The following is a 20,131-nucleotide window of genomic DNA, read 5'->3' as shown; positions in this document are numbered from 1 at the left end:
CGTTCCCGGGGTCTCGCGTCTCTCGGGCTGGCCTACACCGGCCGCACTAACCACTCCGACCCATCCCGATTATCATCTTCGCAGTCCCACGAGATGCATGGCTGACGAGAAGCGGTGCATCGTCGTCGGCGCGTCCTCCGGTATCGGGGCCGCACTCGCCCGACGGTTCGCTGCGGCTGGATACACGCTGGGACTCGCTGCACGGCGGACCGACCGACTGGTCGAACTCGGCGAGGAACTGCCGACGAAGAGCTACGTCGCACGAATCGACGTGACCGACCCCGACAGCGCGCGCGAGCGGTTCGACCGCCTCGCCGATGCGATGGGTGGCGTCGACGTGGTCGTCGTGAACGCGGGCGTCGCCTTCGAGAACCCCGAGTTGGCGTGGAACGACGAGCGGACGACGGTGGACACGAACGTCCGCGGGTTCGTCGCTATCGCCACTGCGGCGATGGCGCAGTTCGAGGCCGCCGGGGGCGGCCATCTCGTCGGTATCTCGTCGGTCGCCGCACACTTCGGAAGCGGTGTCTCGCCGGCGTACAGCGCCTCGAAAGCGTTCGTCTCGAACTACCTCGACGGGCTTCGGTACCGGGCGCGGCGACTCGATTTCCCCCTCTCGGTGACGACCATCGAACCGGGGTTCGTGGACACGAAACTCGCGGGCGGCAGCTTCTGGATGGCGTCGCCGGAGACGGCAGCGGACCAGATTTTCCACGCCGTTCGGAAGCAGCGACGACGTGCCTACGTCACCCGACGGTGGCGACTCGTCGCACTGCTCATCGACGCGCTTCCCGACATCGTTCGTCGCCGCGTGTTCTCGTAGCCGTCGCCGACGCTGATACTGCCCGCAGTTCGATGCTGTCGACTCTCCCGACTCACTCGACCCTATCGTTTTTCGCCCGCGCCTCCGATTGTTTTCCCATGATTACGTCCCGACGGATGGCCGCCGTCGATGAGAACGCCGAAGCGCTCGGTGTCCCGCGAAAACAACTGATGGAGTCCAGCGGAAACGCCGTCGCCCGCGAGGTACGGTCGCTCGCTGACGACGGTGCAACGGTCGCTATCGTCGCCGGCCGCGGCAACAATGGGGGAGATGCGTTCGTCGCCGCGCGGTTTCTGAAGGCGTACGACGTGACGGTCCACCTGCTCGGCCGCCCCGAGACGATTTCGACCGATATCGCCCGCGAGAACTGGGAGGCGCTACAGCACGCCGAATTCGACACGCGAGTCGTCCGTGACTCTCAGACGCTGGACCTCGACGACCCGGACCTCGTCGTGGACGCGATGCTCGGAACCGGTGTCACGGGCGAACTCCGCGAACCGGAGGCGTCGGCCGCCGAAGCGATGAATCGAAACAGTGCGACCGTTCTCGCCGTCGACGTTCCCTCCGGTGTCGACGCAGACACCGGCGACTCCGAAGGCGTGGCCGTCGACGCCGACCACGTGGTGACGTTCCACGACGGCAAACCCGGTCTCTCGAATCTCCGCGCGACCGTTGTCGTCTCCGACATCGGGATTCCGACGGCGGCAGAGCGCTTCGTCGGTCCGGGTGACCTGAACGTCGTCGTCAGAGACCCGGCGAGTCACAAAGGCGACAACGGCGATATCCTCGTCGTCGGCGGTGGCCCGTTTTCGGGTGCGCCGGCGTTGTCGGCGCAGGCGGCGCTCCGTGCGGGCGCAGACCTCGTCAACGTCGCGTGCCCCGAGGACGTTGCCGATGCAGTTCGTGGCTACAGCGAGAACCTCATCGTCCACGACCTTGACGGCGACCATCTTCGGCCAGCACACGTCGACGAACTGCTCGGGAGAGCCGAGAGCAAAGACGCCGTCGTCCTCGGTCCGGGACTCGGCAGCGCCGACGAGACGCTCGACGCCGTCGAACAGTTCTTCGCCGAGTTCGAGGGCACTGCCGTCGTCGACGCCGACGCCTTGCAGGTCGTCCCCGAGGTTGACACCGACGCGACGCTCGTCTGCACGCCACACCAAGGCGAACTGCAGAAGATGGGCGGCGAGACGGCCGACGACTGGGAGGAACGCGCCGAGCTGGTCGAGGTGTTCGCCGGCGACGTGGGGCAGACGCTCCTCGTGAAGGGTGCGTACGACATCGTCTCCGACGGCGAGCAGACGCGCGTGAGTCGAACTGGTAACGCCGGAATGACCGTCGGCGGCACGGGCGACGTCCTCGCCGGGGTTACGGGTGCGCTCGCAGCGACCCAAGAGCCGTTCGACGCGGCCTGCGTCGCCGCGTGGGCGAACGGCCACGCCGGCGACATCGTCGCTGCGGAACGAGGCTACGGCCTCGTTTCGACGGACCTCCCGGACGCGTTACCGAAAGCGATGAACCGCGGCGGCGAGGTTGAAGGCGTATGACCGAAGACCGAACGTCCAAGCGACCCGCGGACCACAGCGACCCCGTCGACGGGGACGAAATCGAAGAGGAGAATGCGGAACTGACGCACACCGACGAGCAGGGGAACGTCCAGATGGTCGATGTCGGCTCGAAACCCGACACGTCCCGTCGCGCCGAGGCACGCGGCAAGATTCGACTGAGCGAATCGACTATCGAGGCGATTCGTGGCGACGAAATCGAGAAGGGTGACGTGTTAGCGACGGCCCGCGTGGGCGCGGTGCAGGCGGTCAAACACACGTGGGAGACGATTCCGATGTGCCACCAGATTCCAATCACGAACGTCGACACCGAGTTCGACGTCCGCGACGACCGAGTGGTGCTCACCGTCGCCGTCGAGACTACCGGCAAGACCGGCTGCGAGATGGAGGCACTCGAAGGCGTCACCACCGGCCTGAACGTCGTCTGGGACATGGTGAAGGCTGCCGAGAAAGACGACGACGGGCAGTATCCCGGCACGTCGATTCGAGACGTGGAAGTCGTCTCCAAGGAGAAGCGAACGCTGGAGTCAGGGGAGTAGAAGGGCGAACAGACGACGGACCGGAATTTGACTCGCTTGCGACCGGGACGTCGTACACCCGCCTCGCCCGAATCGCGGCCTCGTTCGCTACACGTGAAGGGGTGGCCCCGTCTTCGGAGATAAACGCTCGTCCGGAAACGGCGAAAAGCGGTCTGTCGGCAGAGGCGACTACGCGGGAGGCTCGTGTTCGCACTCGCGGCGTTTTTTCGTGATATCGTACGCGTTGGCTTTCGCTCTGATTTCGTCGGCGTCGACGCGGACGTGCTCGCCGTTCTCGTACAGTACCTCACCGTCGACCATCGTGAACTGCACGTCGTCGCCGTGCGCCGAAAAGACGAGGTGCGAGAGCACGTCGTGCAGCGGCGTCGCGCGCGTGAGGTCCGTCGTGAGGCCGACGATGTCGGCCTTCCATCCCGGCTGGAGCTTGCCCACCTGTTCGAAGCCGGCGGCCTTCGCGCCGTTGCGGGTCGCCATCTCGAAGATGACTTTTGCCGGTGTGGTCGTCGGGTCGAGCGTCTGCACCTTCTGGAGCAGACTCGCCTGCCGCATCTCGGTGAACGCGTCGAGGGTGTTGTTACAGGGCGGGCCGTCGTTGCCGAGTGCGACGTTGATGCCGCGGTCGAGGTAGTCGACGATGGGCGCGATGCCGGAGGCGAGTTTCATGTTCGACGACGGGCAGTACGTGACGTGCGTCCCCGTCTCGGCGAGGATTTCGCGTTCGGTCTCGTCGGTGTGGACGCAGTGGGCGAGGATGACGTCCTCGCCGGTGAGGCCGACTTCGTCGAGCCACTCGATGTTGCGCATTCCGGTTTCGCGTTCGACGGTGGCGATTTCGTCGCGGTTCTCGCTGGCGTGGGTGTGGATGCGGACGCCGTCGTAGCGGTCGGCGAGTTCGCGCGACCCGCGGAGACACTCCTCAGTGCAACTGACGGCGAATCTCGGGGTGACGGCGTAGCGGATGCGGTCGTCGAACGACCCGTGGTACCGTTGGATGAGTCGCTCGGTCTCGTCGAGCGCTGCTTGGGTGTCTTCGATGAGTCCCGGCGGGGAGTCCTTGTCCATGAGCACCTTCCCGATGCGGCCGCGGATGCCGACTTCGCCGGCGGCCTCGAACGCCTCGTCGGCGTGGCGAACCGAGAGGTGGTCGATGGCCGTCGTCGTTCCTGATTCTATGAGTTCGAGATAACCCAGTTCGGCGGCGGTGCGCATCCCTTCGGCGTCGAGATTCGCCTCCATCGGAAGGACGTGGTCGAACAGCCAGTCCAAGAGAGACGTATCGTCGGCGATGCCGCGGCCGAGCGACTGCACCGAGTGGATGTGCCCGCCGACGAGACCCGGCAGCAACACGTCGTACGATGTACGCTCGTGGTCCGGATAGCCGTCGAGGAGGTCCGAGCGCTCGCCGACGGCGACGATGTGGTCGCCGTCGACGACGACGGCCCCGTCTTCGATGACGGTGTCGGCGTCGGCGACGACGGTTCCAGAGAGTAGCATTGTCCCCGACAAGCGAAGGGGGGCGGAAACAATAATCCTCCGTTTCGTCGGTGTGAGTCGACGGTACTCGTTTTCGACCCGTCGACCGCAGTTCAGGCCGACTCGACGGGCGTCAGATCGGCGGCTTTCGCCCGCGCCTGTTCGACGATTGCGGGCCGCGCCTCGAACTCGACGAGTACGTGGTCGTCGTCGTACTCCTCGGTTTCGACGTGGCCGTGGTCGTGAATCCACGAGACGACGCTCATCGTGTCGTCGACGAGCGGCATCATGAGTCGCTCGCGCTCCCACGCGGGGAGTTCGCTTTCGACGCGGGCTTGGAGTTTTTCGACGTTCTCGCCGGTTTTCCCCGACACGGCGACGGGGTTCGGTGCGAGCGCGGTCAGCGCCGCCTTCTTCTCTTCGAGTTCGTCGTCGTCGATGCGGTCTATCTTGTTCAGCACCGTGACGATGGGCGCTTCGTTGCGCTCGTACAGCGTGTCGTGACTCGTCACGAGCTTCTCGCGCATCTCCTCGACGGATTCGGAGGCGTCGACCACTAACAGCACGAGGTCGGCGCGGTACACCGAATCGAGCGTCGACTTGAACGACTCCACCAGCCAGTGCGGCAGGTTCGAGACGAACCCGACGGTGTCGGTGAGGAGGACGTTTCGTTTCCCGGTTTCGGCGCGCCGCGTCGTCGTGCCGAGCGTCGTGAAGAGGCGGTCTTCGGACTCCGCCGTTGCCTCCAAGTCGGGATGCAGGTCCTCGTTCTCGTCGACGTCGAGTTCGGCGGCCAGTCGTCTGAGAAGCGTCGACTTTCCCGCATTCGTGTAGCCCGCGAGCGCGACGAGGTCGAATCCGGATTCGCGGCGCTGCTCACGCCGGGTTTCCTCCTTGTCGGCGATAGCGTCCAGTTCCTGCTTGATGTTCGCTATCTGGGCTTTGATGTCCCGCTCGCGGCTCTCGTCGTACTCGCCGAGGCCCATGAAGCCGGGGCGCTCGTCGCGCTTTGCGAGACTCGCCTTCGCCTCCGCACGCGGGAGTTCGTATCTCAGTTCCGCGAGTTCGACTTGAAGCTGGGCCTTGCGGGTTTGAGCGCGCTGGCCGAAGATATCGAGGATAAGCGTGAAGCGGTCGACGACTTCGACGCCCTCGGGGAGTTTCTGCCCGATGTTGTACGTCTGATACGGTCCCAAGCGGTTGTCGATGACCAGCGTATCCGCGTCGCTACGGCGGACCAACGCGGCGAGTTCGTCGACTTTCCCCTCGCCGAACTCGTAGGCGGGGTCCTCCTCGCGGCTCTGTGTGAGTTCACCGACCACGCTGTACCCGGCCGCACGCGCCAGTTCCGTTATCTCTCCGAGGTCCGCGCTCCCGGAGTCGACGCGCTTTGCGACCACGGCGGTCCCGTCTTCAGGGATGGGTGCTCTCCACCTCGGTTCGCATGTGCGGGTGTATGTCGTGCGTCCTTTTGAACCTTCCTCGGGTCGGCGTCGTCCGAGTTCGTCCGAGTTCGCGCTGCCCATCTAATTCGTCTCGCCGCACCGACACGTATCCACAAAGGTAATAAGTTAGTTGTGAGGACGGTCTGGTACGATGGAACTAGACGTACAACAACTCGCCATGGAAGCCGGGACCGGCACCATCATCGGTGCCATCATGGGCTTCGCGGCGAAGAAAGTAGCGAAGGTTATCGCCGTCCTCGTCGGTCTCGAACTCGCGTTGTTCAAGTTCCTCGAATCGCGCGAGATTCTCTCCGTCGACTGGGACAAACTGACTGCTGGCTTCCTGAAAACCGGTAACGCCGCCGCGACGGGCACGCCGCCGGACTGGATGATGACGATTCTGTCGACGCTCTCCATCTCCGCCGGGTTCACGGGCGGGTTCCTCGTCGGCTTCAAGAAAGGGTAGTTTCGTTTTCTTTTTCGTTTGCGAACCGACCCCGCTAGCTTAGCGTGTCGCCAAATCGTCTTTGTCTTTGATTATCTGGGTCTCGGCTTCGCCGCTCGTGTGTTCGTTGACGAGGTCGTAGAAGTCGTTCTGCATGCCGGCGGGGAAGGTCATTACACCGACCCACGACCCGTCGTTCTGCCACTCTTCGCGCTCCAAGTCTCCGAACTGTCGGACGCGCGCCTGTGCGCTCCCGGCGTACTGCGCGGGAATGTTAACCGCGACGGTGACCTCCGCGAACCGAATCGGAATGACGGGACGAAGTGCGTCGAGTGCATCGTCGACCTGCGTTTCGACTTGCTCCATCGGGTCGACGCGGAATCCGGCCTCTTCGAGGGCGCGTTCGATGCGTTCGGGTGGGTGCGGCGCGTCGTCCATCTGCGGGTTGACCGCGTTGCGCGCGATGCGGTTGATGAGTTGTCGACGTTTCTGCTCTTGCATCTCGCGGCGTTGGTCGGCCGTAATCTGAATCTCACCGCGTTCGACGACTTCCGGGATTATCTCCATCGGGTCCGTCGTGTCGAACACTTTCTCCAAGTCCTCCTCGGCGGGTCTGTCGCCGCGAGAGGCGTCCTCGAACACGTCCTCGGCGGCGATGACCTCCTCCAAGTCGCCGTCGAACTCGCCGCGTTTGATGGCGAGGGCAGCGTCAGGGTCGATGAGTACCTCGAAACGCGCTCCGTGAGATTCGAGTCGTGCCGTCACGGCGTCGTCAAGCGAAATCATACCACGGAGTACTGCCTCCGGGGTTAAAAGCACTGCTTGCCCTCCTCGGCACTGCTTGCCCTCCTCACTCGACGCTCTCTCGGGGAGTCGGTACTCCGTCTCGGCCTCTTCTTCTCTCCGTAGACTAATTTGGCTGTCTAAACTACTCGCTATTCTATATAAACTCTCCGTACAGTATTATATTCCTACTTTTATTCTAAAGTTTTATAAACTGTATGGAGATTATGCTTGTCTTGACACGATGAACGAACGTCGACTCTTCGTCGTACTGCTCGTCGTCACGGCGACGATACCGAACGCTGCAGTCGGGACAGCGCCAGAACCGCCGTTGGTGGATGCCGGGTTGGACCAGACCGTCGAGCGCGGGTCAACCGTACTTCTGGACGGAACGGGTTCCCGTGACCCCGACGGTGAACTCACGTCCTACCAGTGGTCGATTCGCGGTCCGGACGGCCGAACAGTCGTGCCGAAGAACGCATCCGCACCACACACGAGTTTCGTTCCCGACGTCGTCGGACGGTTCGAGGTCACTCTCACCGTCACCGACGACGAGGGCAAAACGAGTTCCGACACGCTGTACGTAACAGTCGAACCGGGCGACGCTCCGTCGGTTCGTCTCTCCGGCCCCGAAGACGGCTTCGTGGGCCAGGAACGACGGTTCCGTGTAGAGATAACGCGTGGCGCTGCTCCGCTCGATACGGCAGTGTGGCGTGTTGACGGGACTGTCGTCTCCCGACAGTCTCTGTCACCGGAGGCGGCTGTCGCGGTGTTGGAGATGCCGTTCGGGACTGCCGAAACACACGACATCTCCGTGACTGTCGTCGACGGCGACAACCGCTCGGATACTGACTCAAAATCGGTTCACATCGCTGCTGAGGCCTCAGCGGAACCGGATACTGGCGAAACCGCACCCACTGGGCCGGATTCGGACCCGACGGTCGTGAGAGGCGACCGAGTCGTGACCGGTGAGCGACCTCTCGAAGGGCCATACCGCGTCGACGCCCCGTCGTTCGCTAACGTCGAGACCGTCGAGTGGTACAGCGAACGCGGTCTGATTGGGAACGGAGAGCGATTCAGTCACGAGTGGGACCCCGGGACTCACACGCTGTACGCGGTTCTTCACTACGAGACAGGCTCTCGTGACGTCGCTCGCTTCGAGGACGGTGAGCGCAGTGTTGTGGCAGACCCACGACCGAACGCTTCGGTCTCCGAGTTACGCCTCGAAAGGGGGACAGTCTCCGGAACTGCGGTCGGGAGCGACGCGTTCGGAAACCTTCGCGCAATGACGGTGTCACTCGACGGGCGACAGATAGCCTCGTGGTCGGGGTCAGGAAGCGGTGTGTCACGGAACGACCTCTCTTTCGAGGCGAACGCGACGCCGAACGAGGACCACGTGCTTCGTGTAACGGTTGTCGACGCGCGAGGGCAAAAAAGGGTGTTTACTCGGTCAGTTACTCCATCGGGCTCACCAGAGATTGTCAGCTCTCGGTTCTTGAACACGCCTGTAGACTCGTATCACGAGCGTATCGACTCGGAGCGATACATCGCGTATCACGAGATGCGGATAGATTTGAACGGGGCAGATCCGGAGGATGTTTCAACGCAATCTCTCATCCCGACAGGACATACCAAAATCGTGATTGAGGGTATTAATAGAGAACATCATGACTCAGATGACTTGCTAATCGTCCGTAGAGGTATACACGCTCAAACACCGGGTAGTTATCCAATTATGTTCAAATTGGGATATAAACTTGGTCCGGGTGATGTTGCTTCCGATACTTTAGCGGTTGAGCGGAGCCCACCGGAACTCCGTGTCAATGTCAGCTATCACAATGAAAAACGAGCTGAGGGCGATAGACCAGTTGTGATTGATGCTAGCGACTCGTTTGACCCAGACGGAACGGAGTTGAAATATTCTTGGAGAGACGACATGTATGCTGACGACGCTATATATCAGCCGGTTGATTTTACGAACTTAGCTAGTATGAAAATAGGAATAATTGACGCGTATGGGTACACAACAACTGACAGCAAAGGTCTTGTAGGGTATTACACTCCGAGAGTAGGGAAAATAAAGATAGTGCGAAAGCAGCAATCCTATTTGCCAAATGAAACAGTTAGAGTAAACATAGTCACACAAGAGTACGCGCAACTAGGTGGTCTTGCGATCGGACTAGATGTCCAGAACGCCGATAATTACCATATCAAGAAATGGGGCCCTGACTATGGTGGAGCACCAGACAACTACAAGGGCGAGATTCGTTGGAATGGTACTATCGAAATTCCGGCTTCAGAATTCCAAGATGTGGGTAAAGATCCGACTATCAAGCTCTATAACAAGGAAAATCCGAATATTACAGTCCGCTCAGAAGACGTTCCATCCGTAGCAGTTTATGAACCAACTAGAGTTCGGTTCGTCGGTCAAAGTATCAACAATCTAAAGTATACAGTACTCAATACAGAGTACAACTGGCGACAAGCCACCGACTATACAAGTCTCCAGCGGTACCGCGAGGCTGGCTACGTAGTCGACACCACCGACAGAAAAGGAGTCGAATACAACATACAGGAGTATAAAAAGACGCAGTCAGCGAAATATAACACAGAGCAGCAGCATTTCGATAGATACGATTCTCGCAAACTGCTCCTGGATACCAACTCAGATTGGGTCGCCGCAGGGAGTGAAACGACCACCGACATGTGGTACACGACCGAATCCGAATGGCGGGATAACAAGGCCGGAGAGGGTAGCTTCACCGGCGACACAAGAACGGTTCGAGTCGAACCAGCACGATACCGAACAGAACGGCAGTACGAGTACGACCATCGAGTTCGGAAGACTGGAACACGAAGAGTCACAGAGACGAGAACTAGAACGACTACAGAGGTTAGAGAGCGCCCCGTCACCCGCTGTACACAGTGGGGATGCTTCGAGTCGACCGAGCGTTACACCGTTACCGACCGCGAGACGTACACAGTAACAACGACTGAGACCTACTCGTACTACACCACAGAGACCGAGAGTTACTGGTCGACGCAACCGTTCCGAAGCGACCATTATCGAACCGGCGACGTTCGCCGCATCCAGACGGCCCCTGCCGAGTACGAGAAGCAGTACCAGTACGAGTACCGCGAACGTCACGAGGAAACCACCACGACCTACATTGCTGAAAAGCGCGAGCAGGTACGACCTGCACAGTACGGTTGGGTCCACTACGAGACGACGACCAGCGGACCGCGTGCCGACCAGATAACTCGTCACGATGGTTTCCGTGTTGCTTCCACATCGAAGATTAGACGGTGGTCTCTGAAAAAGAAAGTTAGCGAGTCGAAAGAAACTTCAAACACCTACGACGATGCGAACGACGTGATTCGAACACAGGCTGAGGTTGAGGGGCACGTGGAGCAAACGCTAACTGATCCGATGACGGGAGATACAGTTACCCAAACCATAGGCAATTCCGAACAAGAATTTATCGCCTCTGGATTATATACCCGTTCTGAAATTCTCTCCAACTCTACCGTCTCAAAGACAACCTCAGAAGCCTGTGACTGCGGGAGAAGAAGGTAAATCCAATGAGAGGCACTGTAAAGAAATGGTTTCAGGTATTCGCATTTTTGCTTATTATTGGTACCGGTACAGGCATCGTTGCTGCCTCACAAGGACCAACTGAAACCGAACACCTTTGTGAGGATTCGATTACTTCTGCAGAAAGTGTTCAATATTGCATAACATTTTCGGATGATAAACTCATAATAACTGGGGAAAATAAGGCTAAAAAGACAGTGAATTCTACGATAGTTGTCTCAATTGATGGTGACAGAGCCATCAATGGAATCACTAAAATGGAAGCTGCAAAAGAGCGGACTTGGAAAATTATTCCGAAAAAGCACATCGATCCCTCCCAAACCAACCACACAGTAACAATATCAACCTTCGGCGACCACACGACCTACAACTTCACACAAAAGGTCAACAACACCGACTCCGGCCCCGTCCCGACACCGGAGATAACCGATGTCGAAGTCAAAACAGCCGTTATCGACGGCGAGGAGACGACTGTCGTCAATGCAACCGTCTCGAACCCAACGATTCACCCGTATCCGATGGTGTTGCTTGCGAGTACGGAAGAAACCTCGACCTACCAACTTGCTTCGACCGGTCCGAACGACACGTCGACGGTCCAAATCCCACTCGACGAAGCGCCCGGAACGAGAGTCCAGGGAGAACTGCGACTGAACGACGGAAACGTCTCCGAGGGGTACGACCAAGTCCAATTCAACGGTTCGGCGGACGAATCTACGACCCACCAGAACGAGTCGTACACCGTCGTCCAAGCTTCGTGGGACGAAGAACCCTACCACTACGGTGAAGACGACGGCCCCCTCGGCGGCGCTCTCCCCGCGGACCCGCTCGAATCACCCGTCAGCCTCGCCGCACTCGCCGGTGGCATTCTCGTCATCGGCGCGGTGACGCGCCGTCTCATCTAACGGAGTACGAAACGCTATAACGGCTCCCACCCTCCGCTCTCGCATGAGCACGATAGACGCCGAAAAGAGCCTCGAAGACCGCATCGAGTTGTTCATGATGCGTAACTTCCCACAGATTCAGATGCACGGCGGCCGTGCCGCAATCGAAGGCATCGACGAGGAGTCCGGCGAAGTGTGGATTGCGCTCGGCGGCGCGTGTTCCGGGTGTGGTATCTCGCCGATGACGGTGCAGGCGCTGAAAAGCCGAATGGTCTCCGAGTTCGACGAGATTCGGACGGTCCACGCGTCCACCGGCATGGGTGGATTCGGGTCGAGTCCGGACGACGATTTCTCCGACGTTCCGTTCTGACCTCGGTAGTGGGTCGCTGTCGATACTGCAGAGGGGCCCAGAAAACGGTAACGGGACGATTAACTATGGGCCGATAGCCCGAAGCAGAGATATCGATGAAGCGTACGTATCACGTCGTCTGCCGGGACTGCCGAACTGAGCATCTCACCGCCAGCGAGTCCACGGCGTCGGACCTCTCGACCGAACACAGCAGCCAGTTCGGCCACCGAGTCGCGTTCCGCCAGATTGCGTAGACCTTTCGGCGTCCCGTTCGACGAACGGACATGGACGACGTAGACGACACGGACGATATCGACGCACGTGAGTCTCTTCTCCTCGAGGTAGCGCGCGAAGGTGGCGAACTCGCGCTGGAGTCGTTTCGACAGGACCTCGCCGTCGAGACGAAGAAAGGGCCGATGGACGCCGTCACCGCCGTCGACCGGGCGGTCCAACACCGCATCGTCGAACGAATCACCGAGCAGTTTCCCGAGGACCGCATCGTGGGCGAGGAGGACGACGCGGCGAAACAGGTGCCCGACAGCGGTATCGCGTGGGTTATCGACCCAATCGACGGGACCAACAACTACGTCGCCGGCGACAGACGGTGGGCGACGAGCGTCGCAGTCGTCGAAGCGGGTGACCCCCGTCTCGCAGTGAACTACCTTCCAGCGATGGACGAGCGATACGTAGCGGCGAGCGACGAAGCGACCCGAAACGGCAGTTCGATACAGGTGAGCAACACCGCCGCGGCGACGGAGTTCACCATCGACCCGGTGTTCGGACTGAGTCAGGTCGAGCGTCGGGCGCTCGCCGACGCCGCAGAGCGAATCGTCACCGAGTTCGGCGACTTGCGCCGAGTGGGAAGTGGGCAGACGACGCTATCGATGGTTGCCAGCGGCGAGTTGGACGCGGCGGTTTCGACGGTCGAACTCTCGCCATGGGATACGATTGCGGGCGCGTTTCTCGTTCACCAAGCCGGCGGTACCGTCACCGACCTTTCGGGCGACCGATGGAGACACGACTCCGAAGGGCTGATAGCGTCGAACGGAGTTGCTCACGACGAACTCGTCGACGCGTTCGACCCGCTCGAAGAACAAGAACAGTAACAGTCGCTCTGAAACGTCGGTTACGACGAAAGTTGAGAAACCATCGATTCGAGCGCGGACTTCTCTTGGACGCCGACGACGCGTTCGGCGGCCTCGCCGTTCGCGTAGAATTCGAGCGTCGGAACGCTGCGCACGCCCGCCGACTGCGCGAGCTGTTGATGTTCGTCGATGTCGAGTTTCGCAACGACGGCGTCCGTCTCGGCGGCCAACTCTTCGAGCGTGGGTTCGAGCATCTTGCACGGTCCACACCAGTCGGCGTAGTAGTCGACGACGACGACGTCGTTGTCGCTGACGAGCGATTCGAGGTGGCTCTGGCCTTCGACGTATACCGGCTTCTCTGCACTTTCTGGTGTACTCATCTGACGAAGAGTAACCGTCGGCGACTCATAAACGTTGAGCAGTCTGTCCCGGTGTGCGCAATACCGAAAACGGCTTCGTCACTCTATCACGCTACCGAGTACCGAGGAAGACCGTACGGTCAGGACACCGAGTACCGAAGCAACACGCCGTCGTCGACGCGTTCGACCGATTCGAGCGCGAGTTCCGGAAACGTCTCGACGAACCCCTCCCCGTCGGCGAGCGTCGGCGCATCTCGGCCGCCGATAATCTTCGACCCGACGTAAACGGAGAGTTCGTCGACGAGCGTCGCCTCGAACAACGAGAAGATGAGTTCGCCGCCGCCTTCGACCATCAGACGGTCGACACTTTCGGCTTCGAGGGTGTCGAACGCGGCGGGGAGGTCGACTCGGTCCTCGCCGGCGACGACGATAGTCGCGCCGTGGGCGCGTAGGTCGTCGAGACGGTCTCTCGGAGCGGCCTCGGAGACGAGCAGATACGTGCGTGCTTCGTCGTCGAGAATCCGGGCGTCGAGTGGTGTCCGTGCGCGCGAGTCGGCGACGACGCGGGCGGGGTTCTCTGGTCGGTTATTCTCACGCCGGTCGGTTCGATACGCTTCGTCGTCGAGAACCAGATGCGGGTCGTCGGCGAGCACCGTTCCGACGCCGACCATCACCGCGTCGCTGTCGGCGCGGAGACGGTCGACGCGCGCGAAGTCGTCCTCGCCGCTGATGACGACCTGCTCGCGCCGTCGAGAGGAGAGTTTGCCGTCGGCGCTCGTCGCCGCGTTGACCACTACGTGCATGCTCGGTGACTCGTCAGGTGACGGGATGCCCCTTTCGATGCTTCCGTCGGTGGGTTCTCACGACAGTGTCCTCAGAACTCGTCGGCGCTCCGACACGGCGTTTCAGCAAAACACTAAGTATTGTCTCTGAGAATCGTTTACAATGCCACCACGCGTTCTCATGTTGGGATGGGGGTTTCCACCGAACGTCGCCGGCGGACTCGACACGCACGTCGGGGCGCTGTTCGATGGGTTGGAAGAGACCGACATCGAAGTCGAACTGATGCTCCCGGAGGAGTACGCGCCGGAGGACCGCGAGAACATCGTCGGCGTGCCGACGGGCGACGGTGACATCGTCACCCGAATCGGCCGCATCAGCAAGCAGTTCGCCGAACGCGCCGCCGATTTCGATATCGTCCACACCCACGACTGGTTCGGCTACGGTCCGGCCTCACGCGCCAAGCAGCAAACCGACGTGACGTGGGTGACGACGTTTCACTCGCTGTCGTCGGACCGCAACATCGACCCGCCACAGCGGGAACTGGAGACCGAACGGCGCGTTACCGACCGCTCGGACTATCTGCTTTCGGTTAGCCATCTCCTCGCTGGGAACCTGAAAGAGGAGTACGGCGGCGAGTCGACGGTTATCCACAACGGCTTCTCGACGCCGGACACGACCGGCCGCGACTACAAAGAGGAACTGGGTATCAACGGGCCGATGCTGCTGTACGTCGGCCGCCACACCGACCAGAAAGGTATCGCCCATCTGCTGTACGCCATCAAGAAACTCCGCGACCCCGAAGTGACGCTCGTCGTCGGTGGAAAAGGTCACTTGACCGACCAACTCAAGCGCTTCGCCGAACTGCTCGGCGTCGAAGAGCAGGTGAACTTCGTCGGCTACGTCCCAGAGGACGCCCTCGGCGACTACTACGCCTCCGCGGACGTGTTCGTCTCGCCGTCGCTGGCCGAACCGTTCGGCATCACCATCACCGAGGCACTCGAAGTCGGAACCCACGTCGTCGCCACCGAGTGTGGCGTCGCCGAAGTGCTCCCCGACGACTGTCTCGTGGAAGTGAAACCCGATTCGGACTCCATCGCCGACGGCATCGAAGAGGCGCTCTCGCGCGACGAACCGCCGCAGTACGAACGCCGTGGCTGGGACGAAGTGGTCGAGGAGACGGCCGACTACTACAGAGAACTCGTCTAAAACGCGCGGTGAGAACAGAAACTCACCGAACGGTCGGGTGCGGTCAGTCGTCGCCGCGGTAGAGTTCGACGTGTGTGACGGGTTCGGGATGGCGAATCTGGAGACCCTCTGCGGTCATCGAGACGCCCATTTTTCTCGGCGCGGTGCTTCGCTGGTACGGACTGTCCCCGGAGCTTTGATACGGGCTGTCGCTGTCGGCGCTGCTCTGGTACGGACTGTCCCCGGAGCTTTGATACGGGCTGTCGCGCGACTGGTAGGGGCTGTCGTCGTCTCGCTGTCGGTCGAACCCTTCCGGCGGCAAGTAGATTCGTTCTCCGGACTCGGAGCGGACGACGACGGCGATGGCTCGGTCGCCGACGACATCTATCATCGTCTCGCCGTCTTCGTCGATGTGTGTCTCGAACGCGAACTCGTCCATGCCCAACACTCTCAGCCACGTTACTTAGGCGTTTGTTCGTTCGGCGGTGTGCTCGTTCGGCGCTCCGCGGGCAATCTGTCGGTCCGTCCGCGGGCAGTCTGTCGGTTCGTCCAACTCTCGCGCCCGCGCGTGCAACGCTTTTTAACACAGCGGGTCGAAACCCCGCCCGATGCAAGTAGACGACCATGCCGAGGAGCTCGCCTCCGCTCTCGGTGTCGACAAAGAGGAGGTCACACGCGACTTGGAGAACCTGCTGCAGTACAGCGTCCCCATCGAGGAAGCCAAACAGAGCATCCGCCGAAAGCACGGCGGCGGTAGCGGCGGTGGCGGTGCGACACCGACCTCGAAAAACATCGCCGACATCACGCCCGAAGACGGCAGCGTCACCGTCACCGCGACGGTACTCACCGTCGGGACGCGCTCGATTCGCTATCAGGGCAAAGACCAGACGATTCGAGAGGGCGAACTCGCCGACGAGTCCGGGAAACTCTCGTACACGGCGTGGACCGACTTCGGTTTCGAGGCCGGCGACACCGTCACCATCGGTAACGCGAACGTCCGCGAGTGGGACGGCCGCCCCGAACTCAACCTCGGCGAGAGCAGCAGCGTCGCCGTCGCCTCCGAGTCGATTGCGACCGACTACGAAGTCGGTGGCGACTCCACACTGCTCGCACTCGAACCGGGTGACCGCGGCCGCAACGTCGAGGTCCGGGTACTCGAAGTCGAGGAACGAACCATCGACGGCCGCGACGGCAAAACCGACATCCTCTCCGGCGTTCTTGCCGACGAAACCGCTCGACTGCCCTTCACCGACTGGACCCCCCGCGCGGAGGTCACCGAAGGCGCGAACCTCCGTATCGAGGACGTGTACATCCGCGAGTTCCGCGGTGTCCCCTCGGTGAACCTCTCGGAGTTCACCACTGTTTCCGAACTCACAGACCCCGTCGAGGTCCGCGACGCCGCCCCCAAAATGCGAATCGACGAAGCCGTCGACGCCGGCGGGATGTTCGACGTCGAACTCGTCGGCAACGTCATCGCCGTCCGCGACGGCTCCGGCCTCATCGAGCGCTGTCCGGAGTGTGGCCGCGTCGTCCAGAACGGCCAGTGTCGAAGCCACGGCAACGTCGACGGCGAGGACGACCTACGCGTAAAAGCGATTCTCGACGACGGCACCGATACGGTCACCGTCGTTCTCGACGCCGAAGAGACGAGCGAGGTGTACGGCGGCGGCATCGACGACGCGAAAGAGGCTGCCAGAGACGCGATGGACAAGGAAGTCGTCGCCGACGACATCCGCGAGAAACTCGTCGGCCTCGAACACCGCGTCCGCGGCAACCTCTCTGTCGACGAGTACGGCGCGAACCTCGACGCCAGCGAGTTCGAAGAGACCGACGACGACCCCGCAGAGCGCGCCAGAGACGTGCTCTCGGAGCTTTCGGCCGTCGACTCCTCGGCCGCGGATGAGGAGGTGGCAGAATGAGTGCCGACGCCCCGGGGCGACGAGAAGTCGCCTATCGCCTCTTCGCCGCCGAATACGACGACGCGTCGCTGTCGTACTCCGAGAGCGACGAGGAACGCGCGCCGAACTACGTCGTCACGCCCACCGGCGCGCGGGTCAACCGCCTGTTCGCCGTCGGCGTGCTGACCGAAGTCGAATCGGTCAACGACGACGTGCTTCGCGGGCGCGTCGCCGACCCGACGGGCGCGTTCGTCACCTACGCCGGCCAGTACCAACCGGAGGCGATGGCCTTCATCGACCGGACGACCCCGCCGGCGTTCGTCGCACTCACCGGCAAGGCGAGAACCTTCGAACCGGAGGACTCCGACCGGGTGTTCACGTCGGTCCGCCCTGAGAGCGTCAACGCCGTCGACGCCGACACCCGCGACCGCTGGGTCGTCTCGACCGCCGAGGCGACGCTCCGACGCGTCACCGCCTTCGACGCAGCGCTCGCCGACGACCGACGCGGCGACGACCTCGAACAGGCACTCGTCGACGCAGGCGTCGACGAGACGCTCGCCGCGGGCATCCCGCGGGCCATCGACCACTACGGCACGACGACGGCGTACCTCGAAGCGATTCGACAACTGGCCGTCGACGCGCTGGAAGTCGTCGCCGGCGACCGAGACGAAGTTCGTCCGCTGACCGTCGGGCCCTCGGAAGGCGACGCGACCGAACTCGGCGCGCTACCCGCCGATATCGAACGCCCCGACCTCTCGGCCGTGGCTGTCGAAGCGTCTGAAGATGTCGAGTCCGACGTCACTGATTCCGAAGGTGTCGAATCCACGGAGTCAGCCGAAACTATTGAAGCGACCCCGGGAGCCGGAACCGACTCCGGTGCCGAGGCGAGCACAGACACCGGAACCGAGTCCGACTTCGATTCGGCGTCGACCGAGACGAGCGAGGCGGCTCAGTCGGACGAGACGACGGATTCGTCTGAACCGGCCGCCGAAGAGTCGACCGCCGCAGCGTCGACCGAAACGATGGTCGACACCGAAGAGTCGACCGACACGCCCGAACCGACGACCGACACGGCCGCCGAACCCGCCGAAGCCGTCGCTCCGGAGGGACAGGAGACGACCGCCGCGTCGACGGAGACCGAGTCGACGGTCGAATCCGAGTCCACAGACCCGACGACCAGCGAGTCCGAATCGACCGAAACCGAACCGTCGGACGCGCTCGGTGACTTCGACGACACGTCGGGTGACCTCGACGACTCCGCCGAGTCGGCCGATACCGACGAAGCCGAAGAAGACGAGGGTCTCGGCGACTTCGACGACGGGATGTACGAACTCGACGAGGACGAACGCCAAGAGGTCGAATCGGAGTTCGGCACCGAGTTCACGAGCGGCGCGGAAGTCGACGAACCCGGCGAGGCCGACATCGACGTGCCGACCGGCGACGAGGAAGCCGACCCGGCCGCCGCGGAGACGACGGCCGCCGGTTCGACCGACTCGGTCGTCGACGAGACGGCCGAGTCGACGCAGGACGTGGCCGCAGAGCCCGCGGAGGCCGCCGGTCCCGAAACGGACGACGTCGCTGCCGACGAGACGGACGAAGCGGCGGACGACGAAGCCGACGCGGACGAACCGCTCGACGAAGCGGACCTCAAAGCCGCGGCCGTCGACGCCATGACCGACCTCGACGACGGCGACGGGGCGGACCGCGAGAAAGTCGTCGCCGCCGTCGTCGACGAACACGGTGCGGACCCCGGCAACGTCGAAGACGCGATTCAGGACGCACTGATGAGCGGGCAGTGTTACGAACCCGCCGACGGTAAACTGAAAGCTATCTGATGGCGCCACCCGCGGTCGAACCCGTACCGGGCGAACCGGCGGCGACCGCCGACCTCGGCGACGAGCGAGCGCTCGTCGTCGCCGACTACCACGCCGGTATCGAAGTCGGTCTCCGCTACGAACGCGGCGTCGAACTCGCGAGCAACGCCGACGCCCGCCGCGAGCGACTGCTCTCGCTTCTCGACCGAATCGGTGCAGAGCGAGTCGTCGTTCTCGGTGATATCGGCCACCGCATCGGCAACCCGAAGGGCGACGAGCGAGACGAACTCGTGGCGCTGTTCGACGCCCTCGATTCGCGCGACGTGCCGTTGACGCTCGTCGCCGGGAACCACGACGGCGGCGTCGCCGACGCGTTCGAAGACCGAATCGACGTGACGCCCGGCGACGGTGTGCGGATGGGGAACGTCGGCTTTCTCCACGGGCACACGTGGCCGAGCCAAGAAGTACTTCGCGCCGAGACGGTCTGCATGGGTCACGAGCACGTCACCGTGAAACTGCAGGACTCGGTGGGTGGCGGCCGCGTCGAATCCGCGTGGCTTCGGGGCCCGCTTCGACGCGAGATGTTCGCCGAGCATCTCGGCGTCGACGATGGCACCTTCGAGTGGGCGGACCCGGAACTCGTCGTCTTCCCGGTGTTCAACGAACGCTCGGGCGGGACGTGGGTGAACGTCGACGGGCAGGAGTTCCTCTCGCCGTTTCTGCCCGAGGGGTTAGAGTCGGGTGAGTTGTACCTCCTTGACGGAACGCGATTGGGCGACTATCGAACGGTGTGAGCCGAAAAAATCAGAGAATGCCCAGTGCGACACCGACGACGAACAGCACCACCGACCCGACGATGAGTTGAAAGTAGGGTGTCCGCTCCAGTTGCTCCATCGAGTCGTCGTACCGAAACACGACGACGACCAGCAAGCCACCGCCGATGAGAAGCGAGACCCAGGCGGCGACGCTCTCGCCACTCGTCAGTTCGTTCACGCCTCGGACGAACACACCCACAGCGTAGATTCCGAGCGCTGCCCGCACGAGATGACCCCGGTTCATAATCGTCGAAAACACACGAACACAGTATAAACATCCCGACAGAATCGGCG

20 protein-coding genes are annotated in these 20,131 nt (G+C 62.0%); 13 read left to right on the top strand and 7 right to left on the bottom strand.

All coding sequences use genetic code 11. The features are described 5' to 3' along the window. Nucleotides 1–97 precede the first annotated feature (97 nt). The 3 genes from AUR64_RS09905 (at nt 98) to moaC (ending at nt 2,927) form a co-directional block, all read left to right on the top strand. Entirely contained in the window at nt 98–823 is a 726-nt protein-coding gene (locus AUR64_RS09905; RefSeq protein WP_058581739.1) for an SDR family NAD(P)-dependent oxidoreductase, read from the top strand. Between the two features lie 98 nt (nt 824–921). Next, entirely contained in the window at nt 922–2,370 is a 1,449-nt protein-coding gene (locus AUR64_RS09900) for a bifunctional ADP-dependent NAD(P)H-hydrate dehydratase/NAD(P)H-hydrate epimerase (protein ID WP_058581738.1), read from the top strand. After that, nucleotides 2,367–2,927 carry a cyclic pyranopterin monophosphate synthase MoaC gene (gene moaC / locus AUR64_RS09895; RefSeq protein ID WP_058581737.1) on the top strand — a complete coding sequence of 187 codons (561 nt, stop codon included), beginning with the start codon at nt 2,367–2,369 and terminating at the stop codon, nt 2,925–2,927. The genes AUR64_RS09900 and moaC overlap by 4 nt, the downstream gene beginning before the upstream one ends. Nucleotides 2,928–3,095: 168 nt before the next feature. Here moaC and AUR64_RS09890 read toward each other — a convergent pair whose 3' ends face one another. Together AUR64_RS09890 and hflX are read right to left on the bottom strand one after the other, a co-directional pair. After that, complete coding sequence (locus AUR64_RS09890; protein WP_058581736.1) at nt 3,096–4,421, bottom strand: 5'-deoxyadenosine deaminase; 1,326 nt, start codon at nt 4,419–4,421, stop codon at nt 3,096–3,098. Nucleotides 4,422–4,513: 92 nt separating this feature from the next. After that, nucleotides 4,514–5,800 (bottom strand): GTPase HflX, encoded by a 1,287-nt coding sequence (hflX, locus tag AUR64_RS09885; RefSeq protein WP_394326101.1) that lies wholly within the window; start codon nt 5,798–5,800, stop codon nt 4,514–4,516. Between the two features lie 196 nt (nt 5,801–5,996). Here hflX and AUR64_RS09880 point away from each other — a divergent pair, with 196 nt between their 5' ends. Then, nucleotides 5,997–6,311, top strand: coding sequence for an FUN14 domain-containing protein (locus AUR64_RS09880; RefSeq protein ID WP_058581735.1), 315 nt, complete (start codon nt 5,997–5,999; stop codon nt 6,309–6,311). A gap of 39 nt (nt 6,312–6,350) precedes the next feature. Here AUR64_RS09880 and AUR64_RS09875 read toward each other — a convergent pair whose 3' ends face one another. Continuing rightward, the gene (locus AUR64_RS09875) at nt 6,351–7,076 is read right to left on the bottom strand and encodes a ribosome assembly factor SBDS (protein ID WP_058581734.1); all 726 of its coding nucleotides are present in this window, start codon (nt 7,074–7,076) and stop codon (nt 6,351–6,353) included. Between the two features lie 241 nt (nt 7,077–7,317). On the opposite strand from AUR64_RS09875, the gene AUR64_RS09870 reads away from it, so the two are divergent. From AUR64_RS09870 to AUR64_RS09855, 5 genes are all read left to right on the top strand, one after another. Further along, on the top strand, nt 7,318–10,650 hold the full coding sequence (locus tag AUR64_RS09870; protein ID WP_058581733.1) for a PKD domain-containing protein: 3,333 nt from the start codon (nt 7,318–7,320) through the stop codon (nt 10,648–10,650). 5 nt (nt 10,651–10,655) lie between these two features. Further along, nucleotides 10,656–11,570 (top strand): hypothetical protein, encoded by a 915-nt coding sequence (locus AUR64_RS09865; RefSeq protein ID WP_155120561.1) that lies wholly within the window; start codon nt 10,656–10,658, stop codon nt 11,568–11,570. Nucleotides 11,571–11,613: 43 nt separating this feature from the next. Beyond that, complete coding sequence (locus AUR64_RS09860; protein ID WP_058581731.1) at nt 11,614–11,919, top strand: NifU family protein; 306 nt, start codon at nt 11,614–11,616, stop codon at nt 11,917–11,919. Between the two features lie 95 nt (nt 11,920–12,014). Continuing rightward, a complete protein-coding gene (locus AUR64_RS20925) occupies nt 12,015–12,152 on the top strand; it encodes a hypothetical protein (protein WP_169794664.1) in 138 nt (45 codons plus the stop codon). A gap of 30 nt (nt 12,153–12,182) precedes the next feature. Next, nucleotides 12,183–13,004: an inositol monophosphatase family protein gene (locus tag AUR64_RS09855; protein ID WP_058581730.1), complete on the top strand. Its 822-nt coding sequence runs from the start codon at nt 12,183–12,185 to the stop codon at nt 13,002–13,004. Between the two features lie 20 nt (nt 13,005–13,024). On the opposite strand, the gene trxA is transcribed toward AUR64_RS09855, so the two are convergent. Both trxA and AUR64_RS09845 read right to left on the bottom strand, forming a co-directional pair. Next, the gene (trxA, locus tag AUR64_RS09850; RefSeq protein WP_058581729.1) at nt 13,025–13,363 is read right to left on the bottom strand and encodes a thioredoxin; all 339 of its coding nucleotides are present in this window, start codon (nt 13,361–13,363) and stop codon (nt 13,025–13,027) included. Nucleotides 13,364–13,482: 119 nt separating this feature from the next. After that, complete coding sequence (locus tag AUR64_RS09845; protein WP_058581728.1) at nt 13,483–14,145, bottom strand: 2,5-diamino-6-(ribosylamino)-4(3H)-pyrimidinone 5'-phosphate reductase; 663 nt, start codon at nt 14,143–14,145, stop codon at nt 13,483–13,485. 160 nt (nt 14,146–14,305) lie between these two features. Here AUR64_RS09845 and AUR64_RS09840 point away from each other — a divergent pair, with 160 nt between their 5' ends. Beyond that, nucleotides 14,306–15,331 carry a glycosyltransferase family 4 protein gene (locus AUR64_RS09840; protein ID WP_058581888.1) on the top strand — a complete coding sequence of 342 codons (1,026 nt, stop codon included), beginning with the start codon at nt 14,306–14,308 and terminating at the stop codon, nt 15,329–15,331. Between the two features lie 43 nt (nt 15,332–15,374). Here the strand turns inward: AUR64_RS09840 and AUR64_RS09835 are convergent, their stop codons facing one another. Next, nucleotides 15,375–15,749, bottom strand: coding sequence for a DUF7510 family protein (locus tag AUR64_RS09835; protein ID WP_058581727.1), 375 nt, complete (start codon nt 15,747–15,749; stop codon nt 15,375–15,377). Nucleotides 15,750–15,918: 169 nt separating this feature from the next. On the opposite strand from AUR64_RS09835, the gene AUR64_RS09830 reads away from it, so the two are divergent. The 3 genes from AUR64_RS09830 to AUR64_RS09820 are packed head-to-tail and all read left to right on the top strand — an operon-like array spanning nt 15,919 to nt 19,816. After that, a complete protein-coding gene (locus tag AUR64_RS09830; RefSeq protein ID WP_058581726.1) occupies nt 15,919–17,229 on the top strand; it encodes a Single-stranded DNA binding protein in 1,311 nt (436 codons plus the stop codon). After that, nucleotides 17,226–19,043: a hypothetical protein gene (locus AUR64_RS09825; RefSeq protein ID WP_058581725.1), complete on the top strand. Its 1,818-nt coding sequence runs from the start codon at nt 17,226–17,228 to the stop codon at nt 19,041–19,043. Before AUR64_RS09830 ends, AUR64_RS09825 begins: the two co-directional genes overlap by 4 nt. Further along, on the top strand, nt 19,043–19,816 hold the full coding sequence (locus AUR64_RS09820; RefSeq protein ID WP_058581724.1) for a metallophosphoesterase: 774 nt from the start codon (nt 19,043–19,045) through the stop codon (nt 19,814–19,816). The genes AUR64_RS09825 and AUR64_RS09820 overlap by 1 nt, the downstream gene beginning before the upstream one ends. 10 nt (nt 19,817–19,826) lie before the next feature. Here AUR64_RS09820 and AUR64_RS09815 read toward each other — a convergent pair whose 3' ends face one another. Further along, nucleotides 19,827–20,081 carry a hypothetical protein gene (locus AUR64_RS09815; RefSeq protein ID WP_155120560.1) on the bottom strand — a complete coding sequence of 85 codons (255 nt, stop codon included), beginning with the start codon at nt 20,079–20,081 and terminating at the stop codon, nt 19,827–19,829. Nucleotides 20,082–20,131: the final 50 nt, after the last annotated feature.

Source organism: Haloprofundus marisrubri (assembly GCF_001469955.1).
GTDB classification, from domain to species: domain Archaea; phylum Halobacteriota; class Halobacteria; order Halobacteriales; family Haloferacaceae; genus Haloprofundus; species Haloprofundus marisrubri.
Note: the sequence above shows the minus strand (reverse complement) of the source record. Positions and strands in the feature narration are given on the sequence as shown.